Source organism: Thiothrix winogradskyi, from assembly GCF_021650935.1.
Classification (GTDB): domain Bacteria; phylum Pseudomonadota; class Gammaproteobacteria; order Thiotrichales; family Thiotrichaceae; genus Thiothrix; species Thiothrix winogradskyi.
The window spans coordinates 4105469-4123078 of record NZ_CP091244.1; the positions used below are offsets into that span (position 1 = coordinate 4105469).

The window sequence follows — 17610 nt, forward strand, 5'->3', positions numbered from 1 at the left end:
TGGATTCACGGAATCGCCACCCCTTCCAACACCTTACGCACCACCGCATTCGCATCCACACCCGCTGCCCGTGCCGCATACCCCAACACCAGCCGATGGCGCAATACATCCGGCGCAATCTCCAAAATATCATCCGGCACGACGTATTCCCTGCCACGCAAATACGCCAGCGCACTGCTGGCTCGCAGCAACGCAATCGACGCACGCGGCGATGCACCCACCTGCAAATACTCTGCCCATGCTGCATCAAACTGCCCCAAGTCGCGGGTAGCCCCGACCAGCGCAACAATGTACCGTTCCAGTTCCGGCGCAACATGCACTTCCGCCACTTCGCGTCGAGCTTGCAGGACTTGCTGCGGGTGTAAGGGTGAATGCAGCACGGGTTTATCCGCGCCGTAATGCCGCGCCCGATCGCGTTGCAAAATCAGCAATTCGTCGTCAGCCGTTGGGTATTGCAGCACCACGTGCAGCAAAAAGCGGTCGAGTTGCGCTTCGGGCAAGGGGTATGTGCCGCTTTGTTCCAGCGGGTTTTGCGTCGCCATTACGATGAACAGTTCGGGCAAGGGGCGAGTCACGCCGCCGACGGTGATCTGGTGTTCCTGCATGGCTTCGAGCAGCGCGGATTGCACTTTGGGCGGAGCGCGGTTGATCTCATCCGCCAGCACAATTTCGTGGAATAACGGCCCCGGTATGAAGCGAAATGTGCCGTGTTGCGGCTCGAAAATATCCGTGCCGGTCAAATCCCCCGGCATCAAATCCGGCGTGAATTGGATGCGTTGGAAGCTGGCGTGGACACCGCTGGCGAGCGTGGTGACAGCGGTGGTTTTTGCCAGACCGGGCAGGCTTTCCAGCAGGATATGCCCGCCAGTGAGCAGTGCAATCATTAGGCGGTCGAGCAAGGCGGATTGCCCCACGATCACTTGTTCGAGGTGGGAACGCAGTTGCAGGAATTCGGTTTGGGTTTGCATGGGTTACTCCTTGGTGAATGCCAACGCAACCCACGCGCCGGAGAGCAACATCGCTACCCCGACCAGCCAGAAGGTTACATCCAAGCCTTGCGCCCATTGTGCCAGCAAGCCCATGCTCAGCGCACCTACCGCGTACCCGAAGTCACGCCAGAAACGGTATACACCAAGCAAGGTGCTGCGTTGTGCGGGTGGGCTAACGTCGGCGACTGCCGCGCCAAGCGTGGGATAAAGCATCGCCATGCCGAAACCGATTAGACCTGCTTCCAGCGTCCACAGCCATACCGATTCCGTGAGTACCAGCAACAATACGCCGATACCGCATAGCCACATGCCGCCGACAATCAAAGGTTTTCGCCCGAAACGGTCGGAGGCGGGACCGGTGATCAGTTGACTTGCGCCCCATACCAGCGCGTAGATGCCGATGATAGAACTAGCTTGCACGAGGGTGAGGTTTTGTGAGACGAACCAGACGGGAAGGATGATCCATACCAGTGCGTCGGTGAATTTTTCTACCAATCCAGCTTGGTTTAGGGCTAATAGATTGCGGTTTTGCCAACTGGCGTAGAGGAAGGCTTGACCTAGTGAGGGTGAAGAAACCCCTCCCAGCCTCCCCTTATCAGGGGAGGAGCGAAGAGAGTGATCCGTTTCTTGTCCCTCCCCTGATAAGGGGAGGTTAGGAGGGGTTTCTTTCACATGAGCCAATGCCCACGGTCGTGTTTCCTTCACCACAAGAACCGCCAGCACCAAGCCCAGCACAATCACCGTTGTGCCAAATAGAAACAAGCCCAACCGTGCGCCATAAACATCCACCAACCACGCAGTAACCACACCCGCCAGCGCAACTGCCGCATAACCAGAAAACTCATTCAGCCCATTGACCAGCCCTTTCTGGTTCAGGTGGGTCATGTCAAGTTTGCTGTTCAAGGTCATCGACCAACACAAGCCTTGGTTAATGCCAAGCAAGGCGGTGGCGGCAACGACCCAACCCCAATTCGGTGCGTAAAGTAGCAAAAACGGAATCGGCAACGCCGCAATCCACCCCGTAATCAAAACCCGCTTGCGCCCGAAACGATCAGAAAACCGCCCCGCAAACAGGTTCATCACCGCTTTGACCGCGCCGAATACCACCACAAACGTGGTCAGCAAAAAGAACTGTTGCCCGCCCAATCCAAATTCAGTTTCCGCCAAGCCGGGGACGACAGTGCGCGTCATGCCGATGGTTAAACCGACCAGAAACACTTGCAGGAGCTGGTGCAAGATTTGCGCGAGATTGGCGTGGATACCGTGTTGCAACGTGGGCATGAAAACAACCTGTGGTGGAAACAGCTTGCAGGATACGCATTGTCATGCAATCATTCAAGTTATCAATTGAATGAGAAGACCCTGATGTCATCCCCCGTTTTTAAACAACACGTTAACGCCCAATTTGCGCTGATTGCGCAAGCACTTGCCTCCCCGCAACGCTTGGAAATCCTCGATTACCTCGCGCAAACCGAGCGCAGCGTGGAGGAACTCAGCCAGCTTGCTAACCTCACGGTAGCCAACACCTCACGGCATTTGCAAACCCTCAAACAAGCCGCGTTGGTGAATGTACGCACCGATGGCAAACGCCGTTGCTACCGCCTCGCCGGAGATGATGTGGTGCAACTGATTGCCAGCTTGCGGCGCACGGCGGAATTACATCTGGCAGAAGTGGAGCGGCTTGCCCACACCTACCTGACCGACAAACAGGCGATGGAAGCCATTAGCGCGGAAGAATTGCTGACCCGCATTCAACGCGATGAAGTCACCGTGCTGGATGTGCGTCCACAAGCCGAATACGCCGCCGGACACATCCCCGGCGCGATTCATCTGCTGCCGGAAGAAGTCGCCGAACGCCTGCACGAACTCGACGACAGCAAAACCATCGTCGCGTATTGCCGTGGGCCGTATTGCGTGTATTCCTACCAGATGGTGCAAACCTTGCGCGGGCATGGCATTAACGCCATGCGTCTTGTCGATGGCTTGCCCGAATGGAAAGCCGCTGGATTACCTGTTCAAACCTTATAAGACCCTCACCCCACCCCCTCTCCCAGAGGTAGAGGGGCTAAGAAAGGAGTATCCCTTATGTTTTTCTTGCAACGTGCCGCACCATCCAACCCTTCCTCGCTTGCTTATTTGTTTGGCTGTGGTGGCAAAGGTCACGCTATCGCGGTCGATGTTCATGCCGAAGATGTAGAGTGGTTTTTGCAGCAAGCCGCGCAACAGGCGGTGAAGATTGATTACGTGATCGACACGCACATCCATGCCGACCACTTATCCGGCGGGCGTGAATTAGCGCAACGTTGCGGCGGCGAGTATTGCTTGCACGAAAGTTCCACGCCGCAATTTGCGTTTACCGCGCTTAAGGATGGGCAGGTGCTGACCATCGGCAATGTGACTGCGCAAGTGCTGCACACGCCGGGGCATACGGCGGATAGCATTTGCTTGCTGGTATCCGATGTACGCCGTAGTGCTGAACCGTGGTTTTTGTTGAGTGGGCATACGCTGTTTGTGGGCAGTGCTGGACGACCCGATTTGCGTGGTGAAGAAGAACGCATGGGTGCATTGCTGCACGCTTCCATTTTTAACAAGCTGCTGACCTTGCCGGATCACGTTGAAATTTTCCCCGGTGCGCAAGCGGGTAGTGTGTGTGGCGCGGGGATTTCGGGCAAACCATCTTCTACAATTGCGTTTGAAAAGCGCTTTAATACGGCGTTGCTGGCGGATAAAGCGGCGTTTGTGGAGACAATTCTCGCCGATTTGCCGCCACAGCCAGAAGGCATGGCAGAGATTATTCGGCGTAATGTGCAGGGGCAATGATATTGTGAAAAAACTAATTTCATTAACATTTTCAATGATAGCGTTTCTGGCAGTACCCAGTCTCGCGGAAGAAGCTAAGGCTAAGGTAAGCCCCACACCTACCGTCCAGAAGACCGAGCAGGGCGTGACGTTTTCCTTACAACAACTGTTACCTGATCAGGTCAATGCTTTTTATCTGGGGCGCGGTTTCACGAGTGAGCAAATTAAGCCTTATGCGGAATCCTGTGTTTATACAGCCATCTTGCGCAACGATAATGCAGAAGAGCGTATTCACTTTGTGCGCAGTGGCTGGAACGTTAAAACCAATGATGCATCCCAAACGATCAAAACCAATGCTGAGTGGTTAACCGAATTCACCCAACAACAAACAACACCCGCAGCCCTGCTTGCGTTTGATCTTGCCCAGATTCCTGAGGAACAAGAGTATGAACCCAAAGGTGACTGGAATCAGGGCATGTTATCCGTTGGTCTGCCAGCAGGCAGTGTCTTTGCTATAACCATCATTTGGGACATCGCGGGCAAACCCTATCAATTGACACTAAATGAGGTAAATTGTGTTAAATAAGTGCAGCAGTCGTCTATTCACGAGCCTTTGTTTTGCCGTGTGCTTGATTGTCCATGCCCCCGTGCTTCATGCCGAAGATCCACCGCCGCTGACACATAGTTTGACGGAAATTAATCCACCACTTGCCATTCCTGAATTAAAACTACCGGATATGGATGACGAGATAGTTGACATTGAGTCCATGAAAGGCAAAGTCGTTGTTGTTAATTTCTGGGCAACGTGGTGTCCGCCTTGCCGCCGCGAAATGGCCTCTTTGGAAAATCTGTATCAGGAAACCAAGGACAAGAATGTGGAAGTTATTGCCGTCAATGTGGGTGAAGACACGGATACGGTCTTTCCATTCATTAACGGTCTCGATGTGATACCAACTTTCGCGGTGTTATTGGATAAGGATTCCAGTGCGATGAAACGCTGGAAGGCGCGTAGCCTGCCAACAACCTATGTCGTGAATGCTGAAGGCAAAGTGATTTACCGTGCGGTGGGTGGGCGTGAGTTTGACCATCCTGATATTGTCAGCAAGGTTTTGTCTGGGCTGCCACCCAACAACAAATGAGGATGGCAAACAGGACAGATGAGTTATAGGCGCAACACCATCAGGGATTATCAATCTGCCGAGCTGCCCGCAAACCCGATAGGTATGCCCCATGCACACTGCTGAAATGCTTACGTTCAGTGGCTTCCCCAGCAAACAACACCGTCTTGCCCAGACTTTCCGCCAAATGGTCGCGCATGGCTAGCGTTGAACCCACGCTGTTAAAAGAATACGCGCCCCGCGCATACGGGTCGGTATTCCAGCGGGTAATCTGGTAATCGAGCGGCGCAGGGATGTCAGCCCCGAACAGTTTGCGCAGGGTTTGCATGGCATCAGCCACGATTTGCGGGTCTGTCCATTGCTCAATGCGCTTGCCACGTTCTGCCGCATTGAAACCCAACAACACCGGCCAGCCTGCTACCCGCGTTAGGCTGACCCATTCTGTCCATGCGCCTGCTTCGGTGGGAATGTGTTCCAGCCAGTCCTGATCTTCCGGCCAGAAAACGCTGGGAAATTGCAGGTAGCATTTGTTTAACGTGCCCATTCCCAGCGTATTAATGGCTTGTTGTTTGCGAGCAGGCAAAGGCGGGGAAAAGGTGACTTGCCCACTTTTCAACACACCCAGCGGCAAGGTGATAATGGCGTGATCGGCTTGAAACATGCCACGGTTGGTTTGCACCGTCACCTGTTGTTCTGACCATGTGACTGTTTGCACGACGTGTTGCAACTGCACATTCAGCCCATTTGCCAGATGATCGACGATGACCTGATAGCCATCCGGGAACAGCGCATCATCGCCTTTGAATGCCGCTGCTGCGTCATACCAGTGGGCGGAAAGTTCGTGGCTGCCGCCTGCGTATTCTTGCTCTAGGGTGCTATTGAGGATGAATTGCACGAGTTGGCGTTCGTTTGCCTTCAGGTTATTCCAGTTCAGTGCTTTTTCCACAGCGGCTTGTACGGACTGATCTGTGTCAGCATTTTGTGCGGCTTCCAAGGCGTTGTCGATACGCGCTTGCCACTGTTCCAACTGGCGGCTTTCGCTGTTGCTTAAGGGTTTGCCTGCGGTGTTGTAGGTAGTGGTGTCGGCGTAACGGGTGATCAAACGCTTTGCGCCGATGCGGTCAGCCAAGGCGGATAAGGGATTGTCTTTCGCGCCGTGAATCCAGGTTGCACCGAGGTCTACGGGCATGTGTTGCCAGCGTTTGCTTGTCCATAAACGCCCGCCCAAGCGGTCACGCGCTTCCACAACGGTCACGGAATGCCCTTGCTGACGTAGGGTGTGTGCGGCAGTTAGACCGGCGATGCCTGCGCCGACGACGATAATGCGTTTGGCGGGGGCGGCAGTGAGCGGCGCAACGCTAGTGCTTGCCAATAGAGCGGCGATCAGGTGTAAAAATTTTCTTCGGCTCATGGGGCTTGTTACCTTAGTTTTTACGGCGTGGTTAAATAATCACCATAAAGGATGCATTGAGAGTCTTCCTCACGCTGCTTTTTGTTGGGGCAAATGCACATCCACTATGATTTCTGAGTAGGGCGTGAAGATTTTGCCGTTGGCATCGCGTTCGATGGCAAGCCATTCCATCAGGCGTTCCACGTCGTTGTGGACGTTTTTGTAATCACGTTGCAAGGTGCGGGCAAGTTCGGCAATGCTCATTGCGCCATGTTCGCGTAACGCTGCCAGCAAATCCCAGCGCTTGGGGGTGAAGACACTGAGCATTTGGCTGACGTTTTTGAAGCCTACGCCGAAGTAAGGGGCGGGTTCTTCGCCGACTTCAAGGCGTTCTAACATTTGTTGGGCGAGTGCGAGTGAGGACTGGATGCCTGTACCTACTTTGATGGTGAGAATGTTTTGGTTCATGTGTTTACCCTCTTAAATCTCTTGTATAAAGGCATGGTGGCATGGCACTTTTATGGTGTAAAGAACCATATTTTTCTGATTTTATTTGACCAGAACAGAGCCTGTGATTCACATAATGCGGGAAAAATAAATACCCCCCGCTTTTGAGTGCTGCGGTTAATGCTGTCAGAAAACGACAGGGTGGCGGCAGAGTGTGCCAGAGGTAACAAGGTGGAGGGGAATTGGCGTCACGATGGTGTTATCTGTCGGCTGGTTCGGGCGGTCTTTATGGATTATGCTTATCCCAGCAAATCTGCTAACGGAGGCGATGACCATGTTAAATTTAGAGCTAAACGTACAACCTGCCACAGCGCAACGTTTACGCCTGTTAATGTCCCAAGTCGCGGATCAGGAGACTTTTGCCCAGAACATCATCGCTTTTCAGGTGCATGAGTTGAAACGGGGTATCTTGAATTTGCGGCTGGATTTGAGGAAATTTGAAGAGCAATACCAGATGCCATCTGATGTGTTCTACGGTCAGTTTGAACAGGGTGAAGTGGATGATAGTGAAGACTATATGCTCTGGTCCGGGCTGTATGAAATGTTGCGCGACAACCAGCAGCAGTTGCAGGCATTACAATGATCGAAGCCTATTTCACCCAAATCGAGCAAGTGCTGCAAACTGTTCCGAACACGCAAAACTTGTCGCTCCGCAAAACCCTTTACAACAACAAGCAAGGCTATATTGCGGGTTCTATCGTGTTTGATGGGGGCGACAGATTAGACTTTGCCGAAGTCAAAAATACTGACCATGCAGGTAAGGTGAAGTATCGGTATCAATACATGGATGCCAATCAAACGATGATTTTTCGGTACGATAATGCGCCACATCATCGGCAGGTAGGGACGTTTCCGCACCATAAGCATGACGGTGAAATTATCCGTGACAGCCGCGAACCATCATTAGCGGATGTTTTGATGGAAATTGCAGGGTATCAGCGAACACATCACTAATAAGGGAAATAATCTGCTGAATTCTTATCCCAGTCGTGCCAATATTGTTTAGCTGGCTCGAACGCGGCGAATTCGTGGTTTCTGCCGAAAAAGCCTGCGCCCTCCACGCTGCTGCTGGCAAAGAAGAAGCATTAGAATGGGGACGCTTCCGTTCCGGTGGCGTATTCATCGCGGGAACAGATTACATGCCGCCACCCGTCGCCGAATTGCCCGCCCGTTTCGAGGCAATGGTTGCCGACCTTGCCCACATCGACGACATTTACGACCAAGCCATTCACCTCTTCCTGACGATGGCGCGTTGCCCGTTTTTCTACGACGTGAACAAGCGCATGGGGCGTTTCATGATGAACGGGCATTTGCTCCAACACGGCTACCCCGCGATCAACCTACCCGCCAAACGCCAACTGGAATTCAACACGCTGATGTTGGCGTTTTATGCGTCGGGGGATGAAAGTGCGATGAATGCGTTTATGCGTTCGTGCATGGATGAACGGGTGCTGCGGATTATGCGCGGGGCGTAGACTGCCAATAATACTGCCGCGCTGCTGCATGTTTAACAGCGGCTGGCGATTTTCTACTAAGCCGCAACATCCGTTAGGAAAGGAACTTTACGTAAACTTTACGCCATTGCCTGACAGCACTATTGTCTTTTTACGCCCCCACCCTCTAGCCTAGTAACACAAGTTCATGACAGGTGTTGTTCATGCAAAGAGTGTTTAAGGCGTTAGAGAAATACCATTATCTGGCTGCCTTGTTGATCATGGTATTGGCGTTACTGGTTTCCCTGTTATTGGGAAACTGGTTTTTGCCACCCTTGGGCGTGTTGCTGATTCTGCAACTGGGCGTAGGCGTGGTGGCGTTTATTGGGCAACGCGCCTCCGCCATCCTCGCTGGGGTGTTTGGCGCAGTGGCATTCAATTACTTTTTCACCGAACCGCGTTACACCTTGCACATGCACGAGGTGGAAGACACCGTGAGTATGCTGGTATTTCTGGTGATTGCGCTGCTGACCAGCCAACTGGCGATGTTGTACCGGCGGCAACAGGCGGAATTGCAACATACCCGCCTGCGTTCCAGCATTCTGCTCTCGGTTTCCCACGATCTGCGCACCCCGCTCGCCAGCATTATTGGCACATTGAGTACCTTGCAAGCCTACCGCGAACGGTTGCCCGCCGCCGAACAGGATGAATTAATCAGCGGCGCGTTGGAGGAAAGCCATCGGCTGCACCATTACATCGAAAACGTGCTGCAAGCCACTAAGATTCAACACGGCGCAATGAATTTCACCACCACCATTCAGCCGCTCATGCCGATTGTGCAACAGGTGCTGAAACGGGTGGACAACCCCAGAATCCGGCTGGACGTACTGCCCCCCCTGCCCGAAGTCAAGGTACGCGAATCCTTGCTGGCACAAGCCCTGTATAACCTCGTCGACAACGCTCTGAAATATTCCCGTGCTGCCGTCATCCTCAAACTGCGTTTTGCTGCCCCCTGGGTAGAAATCACCGTGATGGATTACGGTGCTGGCATCCCCGACACCTTGCGCCACAAAGTGTTTGAATCGTTTTATTCCACCCGCAGCGGGGATAGCGGCGAAGGCGGTACAGGCTTGGGCTTGACGGTTGCCGCTGGGATTATTCATGCGCATCAAGGTCACATCGACCTGCTGCCTGCCACCGCACCGGATGCACCGTTTGCTGTGCGCATCCGCTTACCAGCCGTCCCAGAGGAACAAGCCTAATGCAACAGCGTATTTTGCTCATTGATGATGAAGTGCAAATCCGGCGTTTCATGCGCATTTCCTTGCAAGCGGAAGGGTTTGCGTATTTGGAAGCCAGCACTGCCCGCCAAGGTATCGACATGATTGCGCTGGAAAGCCCTGATTTGGTGATCCTCGATTTGGGCTTACCGGATGAAGACGGTTTCAAGGTCTTACAAACCTTGCGCTCTTGGAGCAATTTGCCGGTATTGGTACTCACCGCCCGCGATGCCGAAGAGGAAAAAGTCAAACTGTTAGAAGGCGGCGCGAACGATTATTTGAGCAAACCGTTTGGGATTCGCGAATTGATTGCGCGAGTACGGGTGTTATTGCGCGATTTAAAAGAGAGCAGCAGCGAGGAAACCACCCCGGCACGGCTGGTTTTCAACGAGTTGGAAATTGATATTCCCAACCATCAGGTGTGGCATAAAGCGCAATTGCTGACCTTATCCCGCAAGGAATTTGCCTTGCTGGTGATGTTGGCGCGGCATCCGGGGCGTTTGATTACGCAGCAACAGTTGCTCACCAGCATCTGGGGTAAAAGCCATGTGGAAGATACCCATTACCTGCGCATTTTTGTCAGCCAGTTGCGGAAAAAGCTTCAGGATAATGCCGATGACCCAACTTATATTTTAACTGAGCCGGGCATTGGCTACCGGTTTATCCCCTTGCCGCTATGTTAAATCTGGCGAATACCCTGTTGCTGCTGTCCGTGCCGGTGCTGTGGATGGGCGTGGTGCAATTGTGCTTTGGGCTGTTATCCCGCTGGGTGTTTGACGATGACTTGATGCTGATCTTTGTCGAATCCGCGTTGCCGATGATTCTGGTGGGACTGGTTATGTTTTTGGTGGTGTGGAAGCGCCGCCTGAAAACGGTGTCGTATCGCGATGCTTTATTGTTTGCCACCCTCACATGGGTCGTCACTGGCGTGTTGGGTGGGCTGCCCATTATGCTGATTGCCCAGGTCAGTTTTACCGATGCGGTGTTTGAATCCATCAGCGCCCTGACCACCACGGGGGCAAGCATCTTGATTGGGCTGGATGGTATGTCTCCCAGTTTTCTGCTTTACCGCCAATTTTTGCAATGGATGGGCGGGCTGGGTGTGGTGATTTTCGTGGTAGCGGTGCTGCCAATGCTGAACGTGGGCGGGATGCGGTTGTTACGGGCGGAAACGCCGGGGCCGGTCAAAGATGACAAGCTTACCCCGCGCATTGCGCACACCTCGCATTACTTGTGGCTGGTATACGGGCTGATCACGGTCTTGTGTGCGCTGGCGTATTACCTAGGTGGGATGACGTTTTACGACGCGGTAGCACACAGTTTTTCCACCGTTTCAACCGGGGGATTTTCAACGCATGACAGTGGCATGTGGTTTTACGAAAGCCATTGGCTGCTGGCTATCAGCAATGTTTTTATGCTGCTGGGAGCGCTCAATTTTGCGCTACATTTCAGCTTTTTGTACTCCGGCAAACCCAAGGTGTACTGGCACAATGAAGAAGCGCGGGTATTCCTGATCACTGTTACCTTGTTGTCGCTGGGACTCGCCGGGTGGTTATGGGCGCAAGGGCGTTATGGTATCGGCGATGCACTGGGATTTGCCTTTTTTGAGGTCACGACTTTCATCACCAGCACGGGATTTACCGGGGCTGATTTGACAAGCTGGCCACCGGGAACCGATTTATTTCTGGTGACGGTGGCTTATCTGGGGGGCTGCGCAGGGTCAACAGCGGGAGGCAATAAGTTTATCCGCAACATTGTAGTCGTAAAGTTATTTCAGCATTTGCTGCAACGGGCAATTCACCCCCATGCCATGCTGCCAATTCACTACAACGGTGAAGTGGTGAGTGATGCAGTACTCAATGCGATCATGGCTTTCCTATTTTTAGCGGCAACCAGCAGCGTGGTATTCACCTTGCTGCTGATGATGACGGGCTTGGATGCCTGGTCAGCGTTTACCGCCGTGGCCGCCTGCATCAATGTGCTGGGGCCGGGGTTTGGCGTAGTCAGTAGTAACTTCCAACCGGTCAGTGACGCGGGGATCTGGATGCTTTCCGCCGCCATGATTATCGGGCGGCTGGAATACCTGACGGTGTTTGCGTTGTTGTTGCCTGCGTTCTGGCGTTATTGAATGGCATTATTGCCGATGCGCGTCTGCAAATTGGTTAAGGGTACGCGATGAGCATTGCCGAACTTGCCTGTACGAAGCTATTTATCGGGCGTTGGGCTTAATCATCGTGTTTGAGGAAATGGTCGAATTGCGTGTAGGCATTTTCCAGCCACACCCGCAGCCGCTGACGTTCCGGCGTATTCATCAGGTCGCGGTTATTTGCCGCCGCCCAGAAACTCAGGTCGTTGAAATCGACTTTCTGCACCAATTTGGCGTGCAATTTGCCCAATGTCATGCAATACGCATTGCGTTGTTGCGCTTTCTGGAAAATCGGTGAACGCTCGAATGCCTCGAAGTTTTCACCGCGCCCCATGTTTTGCACCACAATGAACTGAATGTCTTGCTGTGGGTAGCTATCCAGCGTTTTGTCCAGCAGGCTCATGGCATCTACACCGTCATCCATCACGTGCCAGATGAATACTTTATGCCCCATTTCGGTGAAAATGCCGAATACGTCGCTTTCCGCAATCCACTGCCCCAAGCGTGCCGAAGTTTGCGCGGCAAGGTCGATAATGAGGTCATGTTCCGGCAACGTTTCGGCGATAGTAATAATATTATCCAGACTTTCGTAATCATCCACGCGCAGCGGCGAGGCGAAGTCCTTGTAAAATCGAGAAAATGTGCCGTGTGACTGGTCGGAATCGAAGCCCGTAAACGGCGTGGCGTTGTCGATGAAATATTGTGCCAATAGACGTGCGGTCAGTGATTTGCCAACGCCGCCTTTTTCGCCGCCAATGAAATGTACCCTACCCATTATTGTCTCCATGATTGCTGGTGGTTAAGATGCGTATTATGCAACATTCAAGCCAGCTCGAACTAACTCTTCCCATTGATGCCGTCCTCGACGCTCTCAAACAAGCCCTGCGTGAACGCCACGAAGTCGTGCTAGAAGCCCCACCCGGCGCTGGCAAAACCACCCGCGTGCCTCTGGCTTTACTGAATGAGCCGTGGCTTGTGGGCAAAAAAATCCTCATGCTCGAACCGCGCCGCATTGCCGCCAAAAATGCCGCGCACCGCATGGCAAGCCTGCTGAACGAAAGCACCGGGCAAACTGTCGGCTACCGAATGCGCCTCGACAACAAAACCAGCCGCCAAACCCGCATCGAAGTCATTACCGAAGGCATCCTCACCCGCCAGTTGCAGCAAGACCCGTCGCTGGATGGCGTTGGCTTGGTGATTTTCGACGAATTCCACGAACGCAATTTGGATTCCGACCTCGCCCTCAGCTTGTGTTTGAAAGGGCGCGAACTGTTCCGCGACGATAGCCATCCGCTGAAATTACTGATCATGTCCGCCACCTTGGATAGCGTTGCGATTGCCAATCTACTGGATGATGCGCCAGTAGTACGCAGCGAAGGTCGCACTTACCCGGTAAACATCCGCTACGGGCAAGCCGCCAAACCCAATGAGCGTATCGTTGAGCGCATGGTTGCCACCTTGCGCCAAGCCTTAACCGACAACCCTGACAGCAGCATCCTCGCCTTCTTGCCCGGTCAAGGCGAAATCCACCGCACCACCGAAGCACTCGGCGCATGGCTGGTGGAACGCAAAATTCGCGGCGTGCATTTACGCCCGATGTACGGCAATCTCACGCTGGACGAACAGCAACAAGCCATTGCGCCGCTCACAGATTCAAGTGCTGGCGAACGCAAAGTGGTGCTGGCAACCAACATTGCTGAAACCAGCCTGACCATCGAAGGCGTGGATGTGGTGGTCGATTCCGGGCTGGTGCGTGAAGCCCGTTTCGATCCCGGTACGGGCATGACCGGCTTGCACACCACGCGCATTTCCCGCGCATCCAGCACCCAACGCGCCGGACGTGCAGGCCGACTTGCCCCCGGTGTGTGCTACCGACTGTGGACGGAAAGCCAACAAGAACAACTTGCCGCGCACAATACGCCCGAAATCTTACGCGCCGATCTCGCCCCACTCGCCTTGCAATTGTTGCAATGGGGGGTGGATGATCCAACAGAATTGCACTGGCTGGATGTGCCGCCTTCCGGTCTGTGGCAACAGGCGCTGGATTTGCTGGAAACGCTCGGCGCGATTCAACGCAAGGGCAAAGCCACGGTACTGACTGCACACGGGCAAGTCATGTGCAATCTGCCCGTGCATCCGCGCCTTGCACACCTGCTGATTTGTGGCGCACAAGCCGGACACCTGAACGCTGCGGCTAACCTTGCCAGCCTGCTTTCCGAGCGTAATCCGTTCAGCCAAGACAATCCTGACATTAGCCAAGCGCTGGAAATACTGGCAGGCAAAGCCAAATGCCCGCCCCAGCAGCAAGGCTGGTTACAACGTACCCGGCAACTGGCAAACCAGTTTAAAGAAACCCCTCCTAACCTCCCCTTATCAGGGGAGGGACAAGAATTCGGAGTCCGGTCAAGCTCCTCCCCTGATAAGGGGAGGCCGGGAGGGGTTTCTTCGTCCATCAATGGCTACTTGTTGGCTTGCGCCTACCCCGACCGTATTGCCCGACGGCGGCATTCCGGCGGCTACCAACTAGCCAACGGACGCAGTGCTGATCTGCCCGACAAACACGCGCTGGGCAATCAGGCGTGGCTGGCGATTGCCGAAGTCAGCAACATGGCGGGCAAAAGCAGCGACACCATCCGCTCCGCCGCCGCGTTGGATGACAAGCTGTTTGCGAGCGCATTGGCGGATCAAGTGCGCACGCAAACCGTAGTGGAATGGGACAATAAAGCGGGGCGTTTCATCGCAGAAGCCCAGCAAAAAATCGGTGCATTGGTATTACAACGCAAAGCCCTGCAAGCCGTACCAAGTGAAGCCAAAAGTGCCGCGCTGATTGGTTTCATCCGCAAACAAGGGCTGGATGTGCTGCCTTGGCAAACGGAACAGGAACAATGGTGCGCACGGGTGAATCTGTTACGCAGCGTAGACCCCGAACAGCTCTGGCCTGATGTCAGCCGTGCCAACTTGCTGGCAACGCTGGAAGATTGGCTTGCGCCGTATCTGGAGGGGGTGAATGTATTGGCGGATTTCAAAAAGCTCGATTTGACCAGCATCCTCAGCAACCTGTTGCCGTGGGAAAGGCAACAGCGTTTGGAGCAACTTGCTCCCAAACGCTTGGACGTGCCTTCGGGGCATGACATTGCCATCGACTACAGCCAAGCGCCGCCGGTACTCGCGGTGAAATTGCAGGAAATGTTTGGTTGCCAACAAACCCCGACCATTGCCAATGGCAGGGTCGCGCTGCTGGTGCATCTGCTGTCTCCGGCGGGCAGACCATTGCAGATTACGCAGGATTTGGCAGGATTCTGGCGCACGTCTTACCACGAGGTGAAAAAAGACATGAAAGGACGTTACCCTAAGCACCCGTGGCCGGATGACCCATTGCAGGCAATGGCGACGCGCAAGGTCAAGCGGCTGCTGTAATCAGGAGTAACTCGGTTTACACGCGCCGGGAATGCGCCCAAACCCAATCAAGCGATTCGACCAATAGCCTTTCAGCTCATCGGTGGCAATCGCCCTGCCCTTACGTGGCGCATGGACAAATTTGTCGTTGCCCAGATAAATCCCCACGTGGCTTATGCGCTTGCCGCTGGTATTGAAAAATACCAAATCGCCTTTCTGACTTTGCGCTTTAGGAACTTTGACAGCAGCAGCGTATTGCTCAGCAGCAGTGCGCGGAATGGCTACTTGTGCGCCGTTTTTGAAGGCGTATTGCGTCAAACCGCTACAATCAAAACCGGTTGCCGGACTCGTGCCGCCCCAGCGGTACATTTTGCCCTGCTGCTTTTGCGCATTCCACACGACTTTATCCAGCAAACTCACCGCTGGTTGCTGCTGTACCACCGGAATTTGCGCCACACTCGCTACTTTCGGCGATTCAGACACCGCACTACAACCAACCGAAGCACACACCAACAACACTGCAAATCCTTGCATTATGACACCAGACATATAGGCATCCTCCACTCAACACCACACAACCTTTATACTCGTAAGGTTAGGGGGAAAACCTAATATTCCCCCTAAGCGGCTTACAATACATCCCTCACTTAACAATAAAAAGTCTAGGTCAGAACCTGAATCTTTGCTGAACAAATATGATTAAATTAGCAAGAAACTTTTTACCTGCCCCGCTTGGGTTTCGCGATGGATGTTTAAGTTGAAACGGCTGAAGTCAATCCTGGCATCAGACTCGTGTTCCAGATAGATCATGCCCCCCGGTTGCAACAAAGATTTTGCCAGCACGATCTCCAGCACGGGTTCCAATAAGTTTTTACGGAAGGGGGGATCAAGGAAAATCAAATCAAAACCCTGTGTTTCCCGTTGCAGAAACCGCAAGGCATCATCGTGTACCAACTGCGCGTGTTGCGCCCCCAACAACGCAATATTGTCACGCAAGGCTTTGGCAGCAGCCGGATGCTTTTCCACCATCACCACCTCACTCGCCCCCCGTGACAAAGCCTCCAAACCTAATGCACCACTGCCTGCAAACAAGTCGAGGCAACGCGCCCCCGGTATTTGCAGTTGCAACCAATTGAACAAGGTTTCGCGCACCCGATCCGGGGTTGGGCGCAAACCGGGTACATCGGCAAAACGTAACTGGCGACTGCGCCATTCGCCCCCAATAATGCGCAATAGGTTATTTTTCATCACCGCCCACAATCACCGTCACCATTTTGTCGGGCTGGATACGACGAGTAAACGCTTCGGTAATTTGTTCCCGCGTCAAGGCATTCACCTTAGTGGTAAAGGTATCCAAATAATCCAATGGCAATTGGTAAAAACCGATCATGCCGATGTATTCGACAATCTGGCTATTATTCGCGGTACGCAAGGGGAAACCGCCACTCACGTCTTTTTTGGATGCTTCCAGTTCTTCAGCCGTCGGGCCTTCTTGCTGGAATTTACCCAACACATCACCCACCACCTTCACGGCTTCATCGGTTTGTTCCAACTTGGTTTGCAAGCCTATTTGAAACACCCCAAGCTGCGCCAAGGGTGCAAAATAACTGTACACGCTGTAACTCAAACCCCGATCATTGCGGATTTCCTTCATCAAACGTGAGGTAAAACCACTGCCGCCCAACACCTGATTGCCCATGTACAGGGTGAAAAAGTCCTCATCGCCACGCTTATTACCGATCTGCCCCACCAAAATGTGCGCCTGCGCGGACGGGTAAGGAATCTTCACGGTTTTCGCCTCAGTGAGTGGCTTAACCTCAGGCAACGCAGCGGCTGCTTCTCCTTCCGGCAATGCTCCCGACACTTTTTCCGCCAAAGCTTCGGCTTGCGCACGGTCTACCGCGCCCACAATCGCCAGCAAACCATTTTTTGCTACGTAATGCTGTTGGTAAAACGCTTTCAAATTCTCGACTTTCAACGCTTGCACACTGTCTTCCGTGCCGTTTTCGGGCTGACCATACGGGTGATCGCCGTACAACGCTTGGTAAAACGCTTTGCTGCCAAGGCTGGCGGGGTCTTGTTTTTCAGCTTGCAAACCCACTAGGGTCAGCTTTTGCACCCGCTCGAAATCTTTTTGCGGAAAATCGGGTTTCGACACCACTTTCAACCACAAATCCAGTGCCGCTTGTTGCTCTTTTTCCAAGGTAATGGTGCGCAAACCTGCCCAGCCCATGTCGCTGGAAGTGCTGGAAGAAAACACCGCACCAATGGCTTCAAACTGCTCGGCGAGTTGGTCTTCACTCAAACCCGCCGCGCCTTTATCCAACATGCTATTGGTCAGCATTGCCAAGCCCGGTTTATCGCCATCGCGGGCGCTACCGGCTGCAAAAATCAGGCGCATATCCAACATCGGCAATTCCGGCGCGGGGACGTAATACACCCGCAAGCCATTGGCAGTTGTCCAATGTTCAATCTTCGGGGCGGCTGCTACCTGCGCGGTAAACAGGGCAAATAACAGCACCAACGGCGCTACAATAATAGTTTTTAACATG

At 53.5% G+C, this 17610-nt stretch carries 19 protein-coding genes; 11 read left to right on the top strand and 8 right to left on the bottom strand.

Annotated features, from left to right (window positions below; genetic code table 11):
- Positions 1-5: 5 nt before the first annotated feature.
- A complete protein-coding gene (locus L2Y54_RS20355; RefSeq protein ID WP_236498626.1) occupies positions 6-968 on the bottom strand; it encodes an AAA family ATPase in 963 nt (320 codons plus the stop codon).
- 3 nt (positions 969-971) lie between these two features.
- Positions 972-2270, bottom strand: a complete 1299-nt coding sequence (locus tag L2Y54_RS20360; RefSeq protein ID WP_236498628.1) for an MFS transporter — start codon at positions 2268-2270, stop codon at positions 972-974.
- Positions 2271-2354: 84 nt separating this feature from the next.
- On the opposite strand from L2Y54_RS20360, the gene L2Y54_RS20365 reads away from it, so the two are divergent.
- The 4 genes from L2Y54_RS20365 to L2Y54_RS20380 are packed head-to-tail and all read left to right on the top strand — an operon-like array spanning position 2355 to position 4927.
- Positions 2355-3017 (top strand): ArsR/SmtB family transcription factor, encoded by a 663-nt coding sequence (locus L2Y54_RS20365; protein ID WP_236498630.1) that lies wholly within the window; start codon positions 2355-2357, stop codon positions 3015-3017.
- A gap of 57 nt (positions 3018-3074) precedes the next feature.
- On the top strand, positions 3075-3809 hold the full coding sequence (locus L2Y54_RS20370) for an MBL fold metallo-hydrolase (protein ID WP_236498632.1): 735 nt from the start codon (positions 3075-3077) through the stop codon (positions 3807-3809).
- Positions 3810-3813: 4 nt separating this feature from the next.
- Positions 3814-4374 (top strand): hypothetical protein, encoded by a 561-nt coding sequence (locus L2Y54_RS20375; protein WP_236498633.1) that lies wholly within the window; start codon positions 3814-3816, stop codon positions 4372-4374.
- Positions 4375-4411: 37 nt separating this feature from the next.
- Positions 4412-4927, top strand: coding sequence for a TlpA family protein disulfide reductase (locus L2Y54_RS20380; protein WP_236498635.1), 516 nt, complete (start codon positions 4412-4414; stop codon positions 4925-4927).
- Positions 4928-4967: 40 nt separating this feature from the next.
- Here L2Y54_RS20380 and L2Y54_RS20385 read toward each other — a convergent pair whose 3' ends face one another.
- A complete protein-coding gene (locus tag L2Y54_RS20385; RefSeq protein WP_236498637.1) occupies positions 4968-6317 on the bottom strand; it encodes a flavin monoamine oxidase family protein in 1350 nt (449 codons plus the stop codon).
- Positions 6318-6386: 69 nt separating this feature from the next.
- Complete coding sequence (locus L2Y54_RS20390; RefSeq protein ID WP_236498638.1) at positions 6387-6764, bottom strand: HVO_A0114 family putative DNA-binding protein; 378 nt, start codon at positions 6762-6764, stop codon at positions 6387-6389.
- A gap of 313 nt (positions 6765-7077) precedes the next feature.
- Here L2Y54_RS20390 and L2Y54_RS20395 point away from each other — a divergent pair, with 313 nt between their 5' ends.
- From L2Y54_RS20395 to L2Y54_RS20420, 6 genes are all read left to right on the top strand, one after another.
- Positions 7078-7386 carry a hypothetical protein gene (locus L2Y54_RS20395; RefSeq protein WP_236498640.1) on the top strand — a complete coding sequence of 103 codons (309 nt, stop codon included), beginning with the start codon at positions 7078-7080 and terminating at the stop codon, positions 7384-7386.
- Positions 7383-7757: a toxin-antitoxin system TumE family protein gene (locus L2Y54_RS20400; RefSeq protein WP_236498642.1), complete on the top strand. Its 375-nt coding sequence runs from the start codon at positions 7383-7385 to the stop codon at positions 7755-7757. Before L2Y54_RS20395 ends, L2Y54_RS20400 begins: the two co-directional genes overlap by 4 nt.
- A gap of 44 nt (positions 7758-7801) precedes the next feature.
- Positions 7802-8278, top strand: a complete 477-nt coding sequence (locus L2Y54_RS20405; RefSeq protein ID WP_236498644.1) for a Fic family protein — start codon at positions 7802-7804, stop codon at positions 8276-8278.
- Positions 8279-8460: 182 nt separating this feature from the next.
- A complete protein-coding gene (locus L2Y54_RS20410) occupies positions 8461-9498 on the top strand; it encodes a sensor histidine kinase (RefSeq protein WP_236498646.1) in 1038 nt (345 codons plus the stop codon).
- On the top strand, positions 9498-10199 hold the full coding sequence (locus tag L2Y54_RS20415; protein WP_236498647.1) for a response regulator: 702 nt from the start codon (positions 9498-9500) through the stop codon (positions 10197-10199). The genes L2Y54_RS20410 and L2Y54_RS20415 overlap by 1 nt, the downstream gene beginning before the upstream one ends.
- On the top strand, positions 10193-11644 hold the full coding sequence (locus tag L2Y54_RS20420; RefSeq protein ID WP_236498649.1) for a TrkH family potassium uptake protein: 1452 nt from the start codon (positions 10193-10195) through the stop codon (positions 11642-11644). The genes L2Y54_RS20415 and L2Y54_RS20420 overlap by 7 nt, the downstream gene beginning before the upstream one ends.
- Before the next feature lie 97 nt (positions 11645-11741).
- Here L2Y54_RS20420 and L2Y54_RS20425 read toward each other — a convergent pair whose 3' ends face one another.
- A complete protein-coding gene (locus L2Y54_RS20425; RefSeq protein ID WP_236498651.1) occupies positions 11742-12437 on the bottom strand; it encodes a P-loop NTPase family protein in 696 nt (231 codons plus the stop codon).
- 38 nt (positions 12438-12475) lie between these two features.
- Here L2Y54_RS20425 and hrpB point away from each other — a divergent pair, with 38 nt between their 5' ends.
- Complete coding sequence (hrpB, locus tag L2Y54_RS20430; protein WP_236498653.1) at positions 12476-15079, top strand: ATP-dependent helicase HrpB; 2604 nt, start codon at positions 12476-12478, stop codon at positions 15077-15079.
- On the opposite strand, the gene L2Y54_RS20435 is transcribed toward hrpB, so the two are convergent.
- The 3 genes from L2Y54_RS20435 to L2Y54_RS20445 all read right to left on the bottom strand — a co-directional run bounded on the left by L2Y54_RS20435 (position 15080) and on the right by L2Y54_RS20445 (position 17609).
- Positions 15080-15607: a C40 family peptidase gene (locus L2Y54_RS20435; protein WP_236498655.1), complete on the bottom strand. Its 528-nt coding sequence runs from the start codon at positions 15605-15607 to the stop codon at positions 15080-15082.
- Between the two features lie 150 nt (positions 15608-15757).
- Positions 15758-16306, bottom strand: a complete 549-nt coding sequence (gene rsmD, locus L2Y54_RS20440; RefSeq protein WP_236498656.1) for a 16S rRNA (guanine(966)-N(2))-methyltransferase RsmD — start codon at positions 16304-16306, stop codon at positions 15758-15760.
- A complete protein-coding gene (locus tag L2Y54_RS20445) occupies positions 16296-17609 on the bottom strand; it encodes a M16 family metallopeptidase (protein WP_236498657.1) in 1314 nt (437 codons plus the stop codon). The genes rsmD and L2Y54_RS20445 overlap by 11 nt, the downstream gene beginning before the upstream one ends.
- Position 17610 lies beyond the last annotated feature (1 nt).